Origin of the sequence: Cytobacillus sp. SAFR-174 (assembly GCF_051964675.1) — a bacterium.
Classification (GTDB): domain Bacteria; phylum Bacillota; class Bacilli; order Bacillales; family Cytobacillaceae; genus Cytobacillus.
Genome location: NZ_JBQCMZ010000005.1, coordinates 115,701 through 130,623 on the forward strand (window position 1 = coordinate 115,701; position 14,923 = coordinate 130,623).

The following is a 14,923-nucleotide window of genomic DNA, read 5'->3' on the forward strand; positions in this document are numbered from 1 at the left end:
AAATGAATTCGCTTACATACCCATATTACCAAGGTTAAGTCTAGTTGTCTATACCATTTATATATATTTTTATTCGGGCATGTCATCATATTTATACGCAGAACAATCATGAAAATTGTCCTTTTTATACAGGATTAAGCATATGGGACTAGTGTTAATTTTTGAAAAAATAGATATAAGAAATTTGGTTCTGGGTTAAAAAGTGCTAAAATAAAGTGAACTTCAGTATGAACTTAATTAAAGAGTTACATATAAAGAGATCATCCGGCAGTGCCAGCATTAAAGGAGGAACTTATTTTGGTAAAAGTGCGCACGAAAGATATTATAGAAAAGTTCGGGCTTGAATTGATAGCCGGAGAGGAAGGCATAAACCGGCCGATTACAACCAGTGATATTTCACGTCCGGGCTTGGAGATGGCAGGTTATTTTGATTATTATCCGGCTGAACGCGTTCAATTGATCGGAAAAACGGAACTGTCTTTCGTTGAAACGTTAACAAATTCCGAGCGGGAAATCCGGCTTGAACGCCTCTGTACAGATATTACGCCCGGCATAATCGTGACGAGAGGGCTTGATATCCCTGAAGAACTGATTGAAGCAGCCGAGAGAGAATCAGTTCCGCTGCTTCGCTCCAAGCAAAAAACAACCCGTTTTTCCAGTCTGCTGACCAATTTCCTGGAAAGCAAGCTTGCTCCAACAACAGCTGTTCACGGCGTCCTTGTTGATATTTATGGGGTAGGGGTGCTGATAACAGGTAAGAGCGGAGTAGGTAAAAGCGAGACGGCACTCGAACTGGTAAAACGCGGACACCGCCTTGTTGCGGATGACTGTGTGGAGATCAGGCAGGAAGATGAAGATTACCTGGTGGGAAATTCACCGGAATTGATCGAACATCTGCTTGAAATCCGCGGTCTCGGCATTATCAATGTTATGACACTGTTCGGTGCTGGAGCTGTCCGCAGCTATAAAAAAATCTCTGTGGTTATGAATTTGGAGCTGTGGGATCCGAAAAAGCAGTACGATCGTCTAGGCCTTGATGAAGAAAAAATGAAAATCATTGATACGGAGATTACGAAGCTGACCATTCCGGTAAGACCAGGACGAAATCTCGCTGTCATCATTGAGGTGGCTGCCATGAATTTCCGCTTAAAGAGAATGGGAATGAATGCAGCGGAACAGTTCACGAACCGACTGTCTGATGTAATTGAGGATGGAGACCATGATGATCGTTAAGCTGTTAAAAACAGATCAATCATTTTTTCAATCAAACGTTTGATTGAAAGCTGCTAATCTTTTATCAGGCTTCAAAATAACTAGATAAAGGGCGCCTTGCGCTTTCATAGAATTAATAGAAATTATATCTTTCAAATTTGATAACTGTCTAGCTCCAGGCGCCATCGGCTCGAGGTCATAAGCTTGTCTTGTTTCGGCTCCTAGGGACTCGAGGTCATAAGCCGTTCCCTTCCAGAAGGAAAAAACACCTTCTTACAGGGACCGTCTTATGCTAGTCGTCCCTGGGCAGTCGCCTCAACATTTCTGTCAATCCGGCACAAAGGTTAAAGAACAACCTTCATGCCGGCTTGTCTTATGCTTGTCGCCGATAACCGGGCGCCTTGCGCTTTTCGGAAGGAGAAGTGATCATGGAAAACAATATTCAGCCGTTAGATCCGATTGCCATTTCCCTTGGGCCGATTCAGGTCCACTGGTATGGTCTGATTATCGGCCTCGGCATTGCACTGGCTCTCATTATCGCGATGAGGGAAGGGGAAAGAAGGGGACTCCCTAAAGACATCTTTGCCGATTTAATGCTGTGGGCCATTCCCATTGCGATTATTTCCGCCAGGATCTATTATGTTATATTTCAGTGGGATTTTTACTCGGAGAACCCGGGTGAAATCATCAAAATATGGAATGGCGGAATTGCCATTCATGGAGCCTTGATAGGTTCTGTCATCACCGCTTATGTTTTTGCAAAGAAAAAGAAAATATCATTCTGGAAGCTTGCTGATATTGCAGCGCCAAGCATCATTTTGGGGCAGGCAATCGGCCGCTGGGGAAACTTCATAAATCAGGAGGCGCACGGGGGAGAAGTCAGCCGGGCATTCCTGGAGAATATGCATCTGCCTGAATTTATCATTAACCAGATGTATATTAACGGAGCTTATTATCATCCGACATTTTTATATGAATCCGTCTGGAATATCATTGGATTTATCATCCTTATATTATTAAGAAGAGCAAACTTAAGGCGCGGGGAGCTTTTTCTCTCGTATGTCATCTGGTACTCGATCGGGCGTTTCTTCGTAGAAGGCCTGCGGACAGACAGCCTGATGCTTACTGAGAATTTAAGAATTGCTCAGACAATATCTATCGTTCTTATTATTGTGGCGCTGGTTCTGATTTTTTATAGAAGAGCAGAAGGTCTTGCCAAAGCTCGTTATTTGGATAAAGCCGAGGGGAAATAACACACAGGGGAGAGTAGAAATGCTGGTTGAATCATCCAAAAGGGGGCTGATGGCCGGCTTAAAAACAACATGGACACTCGGGAAAGTCATATTCCCGGTTACGCTGATTGTGGCACTGCTGCAGCATACGCCAGTGCTTCCATGGGTTATCAAGCTGATCACGCCCCTTATGAACTTGATTGGGCTGTCAGGAGATGCAGCCATACCGCTTGTTTTGGGGAACTTCTTGAATTTGTATGCCGGGATTGGAGCTATCCTTACGCTCGATCTAACGGTTAAAGAAGTGTTTATTATTGCCGTCATGCTGTCGTTTTCACATAATATGCTGATTGAAACGGGAGTGGCGCTGAAGGTCGGCGTTAAGCTTTGGGTCGTTCTTACCGTCCGTTTCGGATTGGCGCTGTTAAGCGCCATTGTCATCAACCTTGTTTGGCAGGGTGGATCGGAAACGGCTAAGTACGGATTTATTCCGGCTAAAGAAGAGCAGGTATCTGGGGCAGGGCCAATCCTGCTGGATGCACTGCAGACGGCTTTGCTTGGCATTCTTCAGCTTGCTATCATCGTCATCCCGCTGATGATCATTATTCAGATCTTAAAAGATAAGCAATGGCTTGCTGTCTTTTCAAGATGGATGGCGCCTGTGACCAGGGCACTTGGAATGAAAGAAAATACGTCTACAACTCTTGCAGCCGGATTGGTGATTGGCCTTGCCTATGGGGCGGGTGTCATGATCCAGGCTGTAGAGGAAGATGGCGTCAGCAAAAAAGATGTAACGATCGCATTTATTTTCCTTGTAGCCTGCCACGCAGTCGTTGAAGATACTTTGATTTTTGTGCCGCTTGGCATTCCGGTCTTGCCGCTTCTGCTGATCCGCCTGGGTGTGGCGATCATTCTGACACTGGTGGTGGCGATGATTTGGAACCGTGCTGATCTGGCAAAAAGAAAGGAAGCAACATATGAGCATTAACACATTATTATTTGACTTAGATGGAACACTGATTGACACAAACGAATTGATTATTTCCTCATTTTTGCATACGCTCGGAAAATATTATCCTGACCGCTATCAGCGGGAAGATGTACTTCCGTTCATGGGGCCGACCCTGCATGAAACATTTGAGACCATCAACCCTGAAAAAGTGGAGGAAATGATCTCGGTTTACCGGGAGTACAATATTAAGAACCACGACGTGCTGGTGAAGGAATTTGACGGCGTGTTTGAAACGGTCCGGACTTTAAAAGAATCAGGCTATAAACTGGGCATTGTTACGACAAAAGTTTCCAATGTAGTTGAAAAGGGCTTAAAGCTGACTAATCTTGATCAGTTTTTCGATGTGGTTGTCACGCTTGATCATGTGGATAAGCCAAAGCCCGATCCGGAGCCAATCCTGAAGGCGTTGAGCCTGCTGGATGCGAAGCCGGAGGAAGCCATTATGGTTGGCGATAATTCACACGATATCGATGGCGGAAAAAACGCCGGCACCAAAACAGCTGGTGTTGCCTGGACAGCGAAAGGCCGTGAATTCCTCGCGCGCTTTGAACCGGATTATATGCTGGACAATATGGCTGACCTGCTCGATATCCTTGAGGCAGAAAACCAATGAGAAAAACGGAGCGTTTTCCGGTAGAGGGAGGCAATTCTCTCTGGCATGTGTATAAAACGGTTCCGTTCCTGAAGGTGGTCAAAAACTTTATTGTGATCCAGCTTGCACGCTACACGCCATTTCTGGGCATGAAAAATTGGCTCTACCGTAATTTCCTGAGAATGAAGGTGGGGGACCAGACATCATTTGCACTAATGGTGATGCTGGATGTTATGTTTCCGGAAAAAATTAGTGTCGGCCGTAACACGGTCATTGGCTACAACACGACAATCCTCGCTCATGAATACCTGATTAAGGAATACCGCCTTGGCCGGGTTGATATTGGCAGTGAAGTTATGATTGGCGCAAACTCAACTATACTGCCGGGTGTCACAATTGGTGATGGAGCCATTGTTTCAGCCGGAACGCTTGTCCATAAAGATGTTCCGGCCGGAGCCTTTGTCGGCGGCAACCCGATGCGTGTCATCTATACAAAGGAAGAGCTTGCCGCTCGCTGGGCGGACGATCCGATATATGGTGCAGATAATAATAAAACTCCGCTTGCTTAGGCTGGCGGAGTTTTTATAATTAATAACTTCAAATAACCTATAGAAAAAAGAACAAACTATATAAGTAAGCTCCTTTTTAAAAAAAGGAGTCTTTTTTATTTTTCAGTCTCTTTTGGTTGACGGCGTGGTGAATGCGCGTTAAACTACATATAACTTCAATCTACTACCATATTAGCGAACTAAAGGATTCGGAATTTTTAAGTCATAGAGGTGAATGGTTTGAGCCGATTATTTATGTTTGAAAAGCCGTTAGGCATGAGAGATACATTACCTGATCTATACGAAAGAAAAGCTGCAGTCCGTACATCCATCCAGGAGGAAATGAAACGCTGGGGCTATCAGTTTATCGAAACGCCTGCACTTGAATATTACGAAACAGTCGGAGCTGCTTCAGCGATATTGGATCAGCAGCTGTTCAAGCTGCTTGATCAGCAGGGCCATACCCTGGTGCTCCGGCCGGATATGACAGCACCAATTGCAAGGGTGGCAGCATCCCGTCTCTTAAAAGACGAGCTGCCGATCAGGCTTGCGTATTCCGCCAATGTTTACCGCGCACAGCAGCGGGAGGGCGGCAGGCCGGCTGAGTTTGAGCAAATCGGTGTAGAATGTATTGGCGATCATACGATCAGTGCGGATGGCGAAGGAATGGCGCTCATGATCTCTGCTTTAAAAGAAGCGGGGCTGCAGAACTTTCAGCTTTCAGCCGGCCACATCGGATTTGTCCGTGACTTCTTCCAGCAGATTTTAGGGACGGAAGAAAGAGTGGAAAACCTGACAAGGTTTTTATATGAGAAAAATTATGTAGGGTACAGGGAGCATGTAAAGAGTCTGGCTCTTTCGTCCATTGATAAACAAAGGCTTCTTGATTTCCTAAAATTAAGGGGCGGGGTAGAAGTCATTGAGATTGCCTATGGCCTTCTGGAAAACGGCACAGGAAAAAAGGCATTAGCTGAGCTTGAACAGCTTTGGGCTATTATGCAGGACTACGGCCAGGAAGGCACAGTTAAATTTGATTTAACGCTCGTCAGCCATATGAGCTACTATACGGGTATTCTTTTTGAAGTATATGCAGGAAATGTTGGTTTCCCGATCGGAAATGGCGGACGCTATGATCTGCTGCTTCAAAAGTTCGGAAAAGATACGGGAGCAACCGGCTTTGCCATCAGATTGGACCGCCTGCTTGAAGCGCTCGAAGACAGCAATGAGGCAGAACCTGTTTACTGCATTTTATACAGTCCGGAGCGCCGCAAAGAGGCATTCGATTTTGCGAAGGAAGAACGTTCTGCCGGAAAGAAAGTGGTCCTGCAGGATATTAGCGGTGTTAAGGACATCGATGCCTGCACCAGCCAGTACGAGGACATTACCTTTTTAGTCGGAAAAGCTGGAAAGGAGAGCATAAAATGAGTGATGTTTTAACGATTGCCATGCCAAAAGGCCGCATTTTTGAGGAAGCAGCTGAATTGCTCCGCCGTGCAGGCTTTCAATTGCCGCCGGAATTTGATGATTCACGTAAATTGATCATCGATGTGCCGGAAGAGAATTTCCGCTTTATCCTGGCAAAGCCGATGGATGTGCCAACGTATGTGGAACATGGGGTAGCAGACCTTGGGATTGCCGGAAAGGACGTCATGCTTGAAGAAGAGCGGGATGTCTACGAGCTCCTTGATTTGAAAATCAGTGCCTGCTATCTCGCGGTTGCTGGACTGCCAAACACAAGGCTGAATGATGTTGCTCCTAAAATTGCTACAAAGTATCCGCAGATTGCAGCAGCGTATTTCCGTGAGCAGGGGGAGCAGGTGGAAATCATTAAACTGAACGGCTCCATAGAACTGGCTCCGATGATCGGGCTGGCGGACCGGATCGTGGATATCGTATCAACCGGCCGAACACTGAAAGAAAACGGGCTCGTAGAATACGAAACCATTGTCGGAATCACATCAAGATTGATCGTCAATCCAGTCAGCTACCGCATAAAGGATGAACGCATAAGTGAACTTGTTGAACGTCTTACGGAAGTAATAGCTGGAGAAGAAATTCGTTATTAAAGGATGTAGAGGTCTATGAAAATTTTAAAAGTAAATGACCAGATTTCAATAAAACGGTCTGTTGATAACGGAACAGAAGAACAGCGGGCGATTGTAAAAAATATTATTGAATCAGTCCGCAAAAACGGCGATCAAGCATTAAAAGAGTACACAGAAAAATTTGATGGGATCTCTCTGGATCAATTGAAGGTACAACAGGCTGAAATAAACGAAGCTTTGAGTCAAGTGGATGGAAAAATCCTTGAGATCATTAAAGAAGCTGCCGGGAACATCCGGTCTTTTCATGAAAAACAGCTCCGTCCTTCCTGGATGACAACAGAAGAGAACGGCACAGTCCTTGGCCAAAAGATCACACCGCTTGATTCAGTCGGCCTGTATGTTCCGGGCGGAACGGCGGCATACCCGTCATCTGTACTCATGAATGTGATTCCGGCAAACGTTGCGGGGGTCAAGAGAATCGTCATTACTTCTCCTCCTGATAAAAAAACTGGAAAGCTGCCTCCGGCTGTTCTGGCAGCAGCACACATCGCCGGTGCGGAAGAAATCTATAAAGTCGGCGGAGCTCAGGCGATTGCTGCATTGGCATATGGAACTGAATCGATCCGGCCTGTCGACAAGATCACAGGTCCGGGGAACATCTACGTTGCCCTCGCAAAACGCGAAGTTTTTGGGGATGTTGATATAGATATGATCGCAGGTCCGAGTGAAATTGCGATTCTTGCAGATGAAACGGCACAGCCAGATGAGGTAGCGGCCGATCTGTTATCACAGGCAGAACACGACCCGATGGCAAGCGCAGTCCTTGTGACACCATCGTCTGCATTGGCAGAAGCGGTGTCAGCAGAAGTGGATCGCCAGCTTGCCGAGCTGCCCCGCCAGGAAATTGCCGCTGGGTCCATCAGCAATTACGGAGCTATTTATGTGACGGAAAGCATGGATGAAGCTGTTGAAACGGTTAACAGTCTTGCTCCTGAGCATCTTGAGATTTTAACAGAGAATCCGATGGAGCTTCTTGGACGGATTCGTCACGCAGGAGCGATCTTCCTCGGAAGATTCAGCCCTGAACCGGTTGGCGACTATTTTGCCGGGCCAAACCACGTCCTGCCGACAAACGGGACAGCCCGTTTTTCGAGCCCGCTTAATGTGGAAGATTTTCAAAAGAAATCAAGCATTCTTTTATACAGCGAAAAAGCATTAAAGGATAATGGCGAAAAAATTGCGGCTTTTGCGCGTCTGGAAGGCCTGGAAGCCCATGCCAGATCCATTGAGACAAGACTAAGAAAATAAGCTGGAGGAATAATCATGGCCAGAACTGCTGAAATTTCACGTAAAACCAATGAAACGAATATCACTCTATCCCTGAATATAGACGGAGAAGGCAAAAGCGATCTGGAAACAGGCGTGCCTTTTATGACACATATGCTGGACCTATTCGCCAAGCACGGACAATTTGACTTGAACATCCTTGCAAATGGCGATACAGACGTTGATGATCACCACACAACAGAGGACATTGGCATCTGCCTTGGCCAAGTACTTAAAGATGCTTTAGGAGATAAGAAAGGCATTAAGCGCTATGGAAATGCTTTTGTTCCGATGGACGAAGCGCTGGCTCAAGTGGTTGTTGACCTCAGCAACCGCCCTCACCTGGAGATGCGTGCCGAGTTCCCGAGCCAAAAGGTTGGGACATTTGATACAGAGCTAGTGCATGAGTTTCTCTGGAAACTTGCGCTTGAAGCGAGAATGAACCTGCATGTCATCGTTCATTATGGACAGAATACACACCACATCATTGAGGCGATTTTCAAAGCGCTAGCTCGTGCGCTGGATGAAGCAACGACGATTGATCCGCGGATTAAGGGAGTTCCCTCAACGAAAGGGATGTTGTAAATGATCGGCATCATCGATTACGGAATGGGGAATTTGTTCAGTGTCAGTAAAGCACTTGAACGTTTGGAAGTCCCTTATTTCCTCTCTGAAAATAAAGCCGAGCTCCTGAAAGCAGACGCTTTAATTTTACCGGGTGTCGGCTCTTTCAAAGATGCAATGAGTATCTTAAATTCTACTGGCCTGGCAGATCTGGTTAAGGAGTTCGCTGATACAGGCAAGCCGCTCCTTGGCATTTGTCTTGGCATGCAGCTTTTATTTGAAAGCAGTGAAGAAAATGGACTGACAGAAGGGTTGCAGCTTCTGCCTGGCCATGTGAGGCGGTTTCCCGGTGCAACAGCAGAAGGTGAAACGTACAAAGTTCCGCATATGGGCTGGAACCGTCTTGAATTCCTGCAGGGTTCGCAGATTTTAAAAGGGCTTGATGAAAATTATGTCTATTTCGTCCATTCTTATTTTGTAGATACAGATGATAAAGAAGTAGTTATCAGCAGGAGTTTGTATGATGTAGAAGTGCCGGCAGTGGTTGGCAGAGGCAATGTGTTCGGCATGCAGTTCCACCCTGAAAAAAGCAGTTCGCTCGGCATGGCGCTTTTACGCAATTTTACCGAGCTGGCTGAAGAAAGGATGTCTGTGAAATGAGTTTTACCATCTATCCGGCAATCGATATGAGAGGCGGCAAGTGCGTCCGGCTCCTGCAGGGGGATTACGATAAGGAAACGGTGTATGGCGACTCCCCATTTGATATGGCTAAAAAGTTTGCTGAAGAAGGAGCAGACTGGATTCATATGGTCGATCTTGACGGGGCAAAGGATGGGAAGCGGGTTAATGATCAGTATGTTATCCAGGCTGCCCGTGAACTTGGCGCCTCTGTCCAGATTGGCGGGGGAATCCGTACAGAAGAAGACATCCTTCATTACCTTGATAATGGTGTAACACGCGTAATCATTGGAAGCATCGCCGTCTCCAATCCTGAGTTTGCTATTGACATGATCCGTAAATACGGCAAAGCCATAGCGGTCGGACTTGATGCGAAAAATGGCTATGTGGCTACACATGGCTGGCTTGAGACATCTGAAGTCAAGGCGGTTGACCTTGGGAAAAGGTTTGCTGATGCTGGTGCTGAGACATTTATTTTTACGGATATTGCAACAGACGGCATGCTTTCAGGTCCTAACGTTGAAGCCGTTCGCCTGCTTGCGCGGGAAAGCGGCAAAAGTGTAATTGCCTCCGGCGGGGTCAGTCAGCTGGCTGATTTGGCGGAACTTCAGGAATATGCATCTGAAGGTGTTGCCGGGGCCATCGTCGGAAAGGCAATATATGAAGGCCGATTTACCGTATCGGAAGCCCTGAAAGAGGTGAAGGAATCATGCTGACGAAGCGCATCGTACCCTGTCTCGATGTAAAGGACGGCCGTGTAGTAAAAGGGGTGCAATTCGTGCAGCTGCGTGATGCAGGTGACCCGGTTGAACTTGCCCGCTTTTATGATGGGCAGGGAGCTGACGAGCTGGTTTTCCTCGATATCTCCGCTTCTCATGAAGGACGGAAAACAATGGTTGAAGTTGTGAAGGCTGTTGCATCTGAGCTGGCCATTCCCTTTACAGTCGGCGGAGGGATTAACGCGCTGGAAGATATGAAACGAATTTTGCGGGCGGGGGCTGATAAGGTTTCTCTTAATACAGCTGCCGTAAACAATCCTGATTTAATTACAGAAGGGGCAAATTTCTTCGGGTCACAGTGTATCGTTGTGGCGATTGATGCTAAATATGATGAAGAGCTCGGTTCCTGGCGTGTGTACACACATGGCGGCCGGACACCAACTGATCTTGAAGTCATTGCCTGGGCCCGTGAAGCGGCTGAGCGCGGCGCCGGAGAAATTTTACTCACAAGCATGGACTCGGACGGAGAGAAAAAAGGCTTTGATATCAAGCTGACAAAAGCAGTCAGCGAGGCGGTTTCGATTCCGGTAATCGCTTCTGGCGGCGCAGGAAATGCCGATCACTTCGCTGAAGCATTTATTGATGGGAAAGCAGATGCCGCACTGGCAGCATCTATTTTTCACTATAAAGAAACATCTGTGGCAGAAGTGAAATCCTATATTAAGGAAAAAGGGGTGGTTGTCCGATGAATATCGAGAGTGTGAAGTTTGATGAGAAGGGACTGATCCCTGCTGTTGTGCAAGATGCGAAAACAAAAGAGGTATTAACGTTAGCCTATATGAATCGGGAATCTCTTTTAAAATCAGCGGAAACAGGGGAGACCTGGTTTTTCAGCCGTTCCCGCAATGAGCTCTGGCACAAAGGGGCAACAAGCGGAAACAAGCAGAAAATTGTAGAAATGAAGCTTGACTGTGACCAGGATGCCATTGTGGTATTGGCTGAACCAGCTGGACCTGCCTGCCACAAGGGAACAGTCAGCTGCTTTGAGGAAAGAGTATACGGGGAAGAATCAGGCGGTTTATCTGATTACGAAATCCTTAATACTCTTGAAAACGTCATTGAAGAACGCGAAAAGACACGCCCAGAAGGAGCCTATACGACCTATCTTTTTGAAAAAGGCGTGGATAAAATCCTGAAGAAGGTCGGCGAAGAATCCGCAGAAGTCATCATCGCTGCGAAAAACCGTGATAAGGACGAACTGAAATGGGAAGCGGCTGACCTGATTTATCATTTGATGGTGCTGCTCCGGGAGCAGGACCTGCCTTTTAGCGAAGTCTTAAAAGTGCTTAATAAACGGCATGACAAGAAAGAACCGGCCTCCGAATAGGGAGGGCGGTTTTTTACGTATGATTATCATTTCATCCTATCTCCTGTAAAGAATCCTGTTCTTTCCCATAAAGATCGTCCCAAAGTTCATAGATCTTCCTCCGGCCGTTTGCAATTTCAGGGTTGAATTGGATGGCAGCATTTTGACGGACTGTATGAATGTTTCTCAGTGCCTGTTCAAGCTTCTTGGTGATGTCAGTGCTGCCTTTTCCAGCGTATTTAGCAATCGAAATCCCTGCTGCTGTTCCCTGGGCCATGGCGATTTTTCCGCTTTCAATGCCAGTGATATTCCCGGCAACAAATAATCCTTCGAGCGGAGTTTCCATTTTTTCAGAATGAAGCGGAACATGTCCCCCAAGTTCTGGTACGTAATGGAATGGGCAGCCGGCAACTGCTGTAAGCTCTGCTAACGGATACAAGCCACCTGCGATACACACGAAATCTGCTTCGTATATTTTTTCCGTACCTTTGATTACGTTACCATTCGCATCAATATCTGCAGTGAGGACGCCTTCCACCTGATCCTTACCAAGAATTTCAAGTGCTGCTTTTCTTAGCTGCAATGGTGTTCCATTCACCTTCACGCCGCTTTTAGGGTAAAATTTCATTCCTAATTTGCGGAAACCTCTATTTTTCATAAAGCGGCTGCCGAAACGCAAGATTGGTGACGGGGCAAGATGGGCCGCATTTAGAAGTGACTTCAAGACTTCCTCTGGTTCTCCGGCATTTTGGCTAAGCGGACTCTTTTCAGGCAGCACAATATGTTCCACATTAATTCCGGCTAATTGGAGCTCGTTTAAAATTGCAAATGCTAGAATGTTTGCACCAATAATGATGCCTTTTTTCCCAACCTCGACCCGATGAACATTCGTCATGACCTGAGCAGCCCCGATGGACATAACACCTGGAAGAGTCCAGCCTGGCACAGGAATTGGGAACTCAGCTGCACCAGTTGCTACCAGTACATAAGGAGCTATCAGTGTTCCTGTATTAGTATGAACATTCCAGCAATCCTTATCTTTTTCAAGGTTATATACAGAAACGCCGCAGCGGATATCTACTGATAGTTTCAGTGCTTCGTTGTGCAGACGAGTTGATTCTTTTATTCCATTCCACCATTCTCCAGATGGTTCTTGGTGCAATTGGCCGATTAATCTTCCGCCTGGCCTGACAAATTCATCAATGACGGTTACTTTTAAGCCATACTCAGCACAGGCTATGGCACCAGCTAAACCGGCTGGCCCAGCTCCAATTACGATTACATCTGTCATTGATTCTCCACCATCCTTTTAACTAGATTAGGATGATGCTTTCCTCTTTCAACAGCCATTTTTTCCTTCACAACCGTTAAACAGGCTCTTATATTGGCCTGCCCATTAACATGTACACGGCATTCCATACAGTGGCCGATATTGCAATAAAACCCTCTTGGTGTTCCACTCTCCTCATGAACCCGCAGTGTTCTCACACCGTTTGCCAGCAGAGCTGCCGCGATTGTTTCAGTTTCATATGCTTCATATTCTTTTCCATCAAAGGTGAATGGAATCTTTTTTCTATCATCTAATTTGCCTAAAACCGGATGATCTATAATTCTAGCCATTATTATCACCTGCCGTTCCAAAAGTTACAGGGCGAATTGGAGGCTGATATTTTAAGGGAATTTCACCTTCGCCTGTATTAGGGACGATACTTTCAATAATCCGATCGACCATGACCCTGCAAGTGCGTCCTCCACAAAATCCCATTCCAGCTCTTGTTCTAAGCTTCAATTCCCTGGATGTACACTGATGTTCTTTTGCAGTTGCGAAAACCTGCCCATAGGTAACCTCTTCACAGCGGCAGATCACAAGTGCCTCATTGTTACTCATTTGGAAATCCTCCTCTTCAGGTATATGCAAAAATACAATGCAAAAATCGTACCAACTTTGAAGCCTGGATATTAAATCAGCTTAAGCCAAGACGTTTGAGACGATTGTAAAGAGTCGCTCGGGTGATTCCCAGTTTTTTCGAGCATTCTAATTTGTTGCCGCCGGTTAATGCCAATGCTTTTTCGAGCACTTGCTTTTCATGCCGATCCATTTCTTCCTGAAGCGGCACAATGCCCGTTTTTATTTCTATGCTGTTTTCCTGAAGATCCATATCAGATGCAGCTGGATAGCTCATTGCTGAGTGGAATGGCAAATATTCTTTTCGAATGACTCCATCTGTTGCAAAAACAACCAGCCGTTCAACCACATTACGCAGTTCCCGAACATTGCCCGGCCAATCATAATGAAGCATTTCCTGCATAACTTCCTGTGAAAAATGATGGATCGGCCGCTGATAGCGCAGTGAAAAATCATTTAAAAAGTAATGAATGAGTTCAACGATATCCTCACAGCGTTCTTTTAAAGGCGGGATTTTTAAACTGACAACATTCAGCCGATAATATAAATCCTCCCGAAATTGGCCTTCGTTTATTAATTCTTTTAAATCCCTATTGGTTGCAGCAATTACCCGGAAATTTGCTTCAATCTCTTTTTCACCGCCAACCTTGTAATATTTTCTTTCTTGAAGCACACGAAGCATCTTGACCTGCATTTCCAAAGGCATTTCGCCAATTTCATCCAGGAAAAGAGTTCCCCCTCTAGCAAGCTCAATTTTTCCTTTTTTTCCTCTATGATCTGCACCCGAAAAGGCCCCGCGTTCATAGCCAAATAATTCGCTTTCAAATAATGAAGCTGGAATAGCACCGCAATTAATTGATATAAATGGTGCTTCAGGTCCTTCAGTTGCCTCATGAATGGATTTGGCAAAGACCTCCTTGCCGACTCCGCTTTCTCCTAAAATCAATACAGTTGACCGGACAGAGCACACCTTTTTCGCCATTTCTACAGTCTTTTCCATCACCGCGCTTTTCCCTTTAATGTATCTAAAGGGATCTGAAGGTCTGTATTTCGCCATTTCCTGTTCTAAACGGTGAACCTCAGTCGACATATTAAATAATTTCTCATTAAGAACCACCTGGCTTGTCACATCAGTTTCCGATACAACAGCCCCGATAATTCGTCCATTAAAGTGAACGGGGTTTGAATTTATTAAGACAAATAGATCAGATCTTGGCTGGTGATGCTTTCCCCGGATTCTTTTTCCTTTGTACAAGGATTCCAGGATTTGCAGATTCTGATGTTCAAAGAATTCTATTATTGGTTTGCCCACAATCTCATCTTTTTTTACAGAGAAGATTTTTTCGGCTCCCTCTGTCCATGTGCGGACACGTTCATCAGCATCAATCACTGTGACTGAAGCGTCCGATGTATGGATGACAGCTTCATAGAAAGCCTTTAATTGGTTGTAGGAATCATGCAAAAAATCAATGATTTGTTCATTTGTGATGGAGCCGAGTACTTGACCGCTTGAATTTACAACGGCAACGGCTGCATGACGCTTGCAGGCATCAGCTAATGAAGCAAAGGTATCATCTAAATAAACACTGACTAAGGCACTTTCATTATCTGTGTTAAGACAGATGAAATTATTTTCAATTATTTCTTTGACTGAAGGTAATTCAAACATGACAGCCTCCTAGTGTGTAAATTTTCTTATACACTGTTTAATATTTTATACACT

General features: G+C 45.6%; 17 protein-coding genes. 13 read left to right on the top strand and 4 right to left on the bottom strand.

Going from position 1 to position 14,923, the window contains the following annotated elements; translation table 11 throughout:
* Positions 1–297 precede the first annotated feature (297 nt).
* The 13 genes from hprK to hisIE all read left to right on the top strand — a co-directional run bounded on the left by hprK (position 298) and on the right by hisIE (position 11,315).
* The gene (gene hprK, locus ACTHRG_RS07215) at positions 298–1,233 is read left to right on the top strand and encodes an HPr(Ser) kinase/phosphatase (RefSeq protein WP_061793405.1); all 936 of its coding nucleotides are present in this window, start codon (positions 298–300) and stop codon (positions 1,231–1,233) included.
* Between the two features lie 407 nt (positions 1,234–1,640).
* Positions 1,641–2,465, top strand: a complete 825-nt coding sequence (gene lgt / locus ACTHRG_RS07220) for a prolipoprotein diacylglyceryl transferase (RefSeq protein WP_076258999.1) — start codon at positions 1,641–1,643, stop codon at positions 2,463–2,465.
* A gap of 19 nt (positions 2,466–2,484) precedes the next feature.
* Positions 2,485–3,432, top strand: a complete 948-nt coding sequence (locus ACTHRG_RS07225) for a nucleoside recognition domain-containing protein (protein ID WP_076258997.1) — start codon at positions 2,485–2,487, stop codon at positions 3,430–3,432.
* Complete coding sequence (gene ppaX / locus ACTHRG_RS07230) at positions 3,422–4,069, top strand: pyrophosphatase PpaX (RefSeq protein WP_076258994.1); 648 nt, start codon at positions 3,422–3,424, stop codon at positions 4,067–4,069. The genes ACTHRG_RS07225 and ppaX overlap by 11 nt, the downstream gene beginning before the upstream one ends.
* On the top strand, positions 4,066–4,617 hold the full coding sequence (locus tag ACTHRG_RS07235) for an acyltransferase (RefSeq protein WP_076258991.1): 552 nt from the start codon (positions 4,066–4,068) through the stop codon (positions 4,615–4,617). The genes ppaX and ACTHRG_RS07235 overlap by 4 nt, the downstream gene beginning before the upstream one ends.
* Positions 4,618–4,836: 219 nt before the next feature.
* Positions 4,837–6,021, top strand: a complete 1,185-nt coding sequence (locus ACTHRG_RS07240; RefSeq protein WP_076258989.1) for an ATP phosphoribosyltransferase regulatory subunit — start codon at positions 4,837–4,839, stop codon at positions 6,019–6,021.
* Positions 6,018–6,662: an ATP phosphoribosyltransferase gene (gene hisG, locus ACTHRG_RS07245; RefSeq protein ID WP_335686993.1), complete on the top strand. Its 645-nt coding sequence runs from the start codon at positions 6,018–6,020 to the stop codon at positions 6,660–6,662. The genes ACTHRG_RS07240 and hisG overlap by 4 nt, the downstream gene beginning before the upstream one ends.
* 15 nt (positions 6,663–6,677) lie before the next feature.
* Positions 6,678–7,949 carry a histidinol dehydrogenase gene (hisD, locus tag ACTHRG_RS07250; protein WP_440230924.1) on the top strand — a complete coding sequence of 424 codons (1,272 nt, stop codon included), beginning with the start codon at positions 6,678–6,680 and terminating at the stop codon, positions 7,947–7,949.
* A gap of 15 nt (positions 7,950–7,964) precedes the next feature.
* On the top strand, positions 7,965–8,552 hold the full coding sequence (gene hisB, locus ACTHRG_RS07255; protein WP_341081269.1) for an imidazoleglycerol-phosphate dehydratase HisB: 588 nt from the start codon (positions 7,965–7,967) through the stop codon (positions 8,550–8,552).
* Positions 8,553–9,191 carry an imidazole glycerol phosphate synthase subunit HisH gene (gene hisH, locus ACTHRG_RS07260; RefSeq protein ID WP_341081266.1) on the top strand — a complete coding sequence of 213 codons (639 nt, stop codon included), beginning with the start codon at positions 8,553–8,555 and terminating at the stop codon, positions 9,189–9,191.
* Entirely contained in the window at positions 9,188–9,925 is a 738-nt protein-coding gene (hisA, locus tag ACTHRG_RS07265) for a 1-(5-phosphoribosyl)-5-[(5-phosphoribosylamino)methylideneamino]imidazole-4-carboxamide isomerase (RefSeq protein WP_341081264.1), read from the top strand. Before hisH ends, hisA begins: the two co-directional genes overlap by 4 nt.
* The gene (hisF, locus tag ACTHRG_RS07270) at positions 9,919–10,677 is read left to right on the top strand and encodes an imidazole glycerol phosphate synthase subunit HisF (RefSeq protein ID WP_206840175.1); all 759 of its coding nucleotides are present in this window, start codon (positions 9,919–9,921) and stop codon (positions 10,675–10,677) included. Before hisA ends, hisF begins: the two co-directional genes overlap by 7 nt.
* Positions 10,674–11,315 (top strand): bifunctional phosphoribosyl-AMP cyclohydrolase/phosphoribosyl-ATP diphosphatase HisIE, encoded by a 642-nt coding sequence (gene hisIE, locus ACTHRG_RS07275; RefSeq protein ID WP_341081261.1) that lies wholly within the window; start codon positions 10,674–10,676, stop codon positions 11,313–11,315. The genes hisF and hisIE overlap by 4 nt, the downstream gene beginning before the upstream one ends.
* Positions 11,316–11,346: 31 nt before the next feature.
* Here the strand turns inward: hisIE and ACTHRG_RS07280 are convergent, their stop codons facing one another.
* The 4 genes from ACTHRG_RS07280 to ACTHRG_RS07295 all read right to left on the bottom strand — a co-directional run bounded on the left by ACTHRG_RS07280 (position 11,347) and on the right by ACTHRG_RS07295 (position 14,869).
* The gene (locus ACTHRG_RS07280; protein WP_440230925.1) at positions 11,347–12,585 is read right to left on the bottom strand and encodes an NAD(P)/FAD-dependent oxidoreductase; all 1,239 of its coding nucleotides are present in this window, start codon (positions 12,583–12,585) and stop codon (positions 11,347–11,349) included.
* Positions 12,582–12,914, bottom strand: coding sequence for a (2Fe-2S)-binding protein (locus tag ACTHRG_RS07285; protein ID WP_076258977.1), 333 nt, complete (start codon positions 12,912–12,914; stop codon positions 12,582–12,584). Before ACTHRG_RS07285 ends, ACTHRG_RS07280 begins: the two co-directional genes overlap by 4 nt.
* Entirely contained in the window at positions 12,907–13,182 is a 276-nt protein-coding gene (locus ACTHRG_RS07290; protein WP_061793390.1) for a (2Fe-2S)-binding protein, read from the bottom strand. The genes ACTHRG_RS07285 and ACTHRG_RS07290 overlap by 8 nt, the downstream gene beginning before the upstream one ends.
* Before the next feature lie 76 nt (positions 13,183–13,258).
* Complete coding sequence (locus tag ACTHRG_RS07295) at positions 13,259–14,869, bottom strand: sigma-54 interaction domain-containing protein (RefSeq protein WP_076258973.1); 1,611 nt, start codon at positions 14,867–14,869, stop codon at positions 13,259–13,261.
* Positions 14,870–14,923: the final 54 nt, after the last annotated feature.

Coding starts and splice junctions, on each gene's coding strand:
- lgt (WP_076258999.1), top strand. CDS start 1,641: ATGGAAAACAATATTCAGCCGTTAGATCCGATTGCCATTTCCCTTGGG.
- hisB (WP_341081269.1), top strand. CDS start 7,965: ATGGCCAGAACTGCTGAAATTTCACGTAAAACCAATGAAACGAATATC.
- hisG (WP_335686993.1), top strand. CDS start 6,018: ATGAGTGATGTTTTAACGATTGCCATGCCAAAAGGCCGCATTTTTGAG.
- hisA (WP_341081264.1), top strand. CDS start 9,188: ATGAGTTTTACCATCTATCCGGCAATCGATATGAGAGGCGGCAAGTGC.
- hisF (WP_206840175.1), top strand. CDS start 9,919: ATGCTGACGAAGCGCATCGTACCCTGTCTCGATGTAAAGGACGGCCGT.
- ACTHRG_RS07290 (WP_061793390.1), bottom strand. CDS start 13,182: ATGAGTAACAATGAGGCACTTGTGATCTGCCGCTGTGAAGAGGTTACC.
- hisIE (WP_341081261.1), top strand. CDS start 10,674: ATGAATATCGAGAGTGTGAAGTTTGATGAGAAGGGACTGATCCCTGCT.
- hisH (WP_341081266.1), top strand. CDS start 8,553: ATGATCGGCATCATCGATTACGGAATGGGGAATTTGTTCAGTGTCAGT.
- hisD (WP_440230924.1), top strand. CDS start 6,678: ATGAAAATTTTAAAAGTAAATGACCAGATTTCAATAAAACGGTCTGTT.
- ACTHRG_RS07225 (WP_076258997.1), top strand. CDS start 2,485: ATGCTGGTTGAATCATCCAAAAGGGGGCTGATGGCCGGCTTAAAAACA.
- ACTHRG_RS07295 (WP_076258973.1), bottom strand. CDS start 14,869: ATGTTTGAATTACCTTCAGTCAAAGAAATAATTGAAAATAATTTCATC.
- ACTHRG_RS07280 (WP_440230925.1), bottom strand. CDS start 12,585: ATGACAGATGTAATCGTAATTGGAGCTGGGCCAGCCGGTTTAGCTGGT.
- ACTHRG_RS07285 (WP_076258977.1), bottom strand. CDS start 12,914: ATGGCTAGAATTATAGATCATCCGGTTTTAGGCAAATTAGATGATAGA.
- ppaX (WP_076258994.1), top strand. CDS start 3,422: ATGAGCATTAACACATTATTATTTGACTTAGATGGAACACTGATTGAC.
- ACTHRG_RS07235 (WP_076258991.1), top strand. CDS start 4,066: ATGAGAAAAACGGAGCGTTTTCCGGTAGAGGGAGGCAATTCTCTCTGG.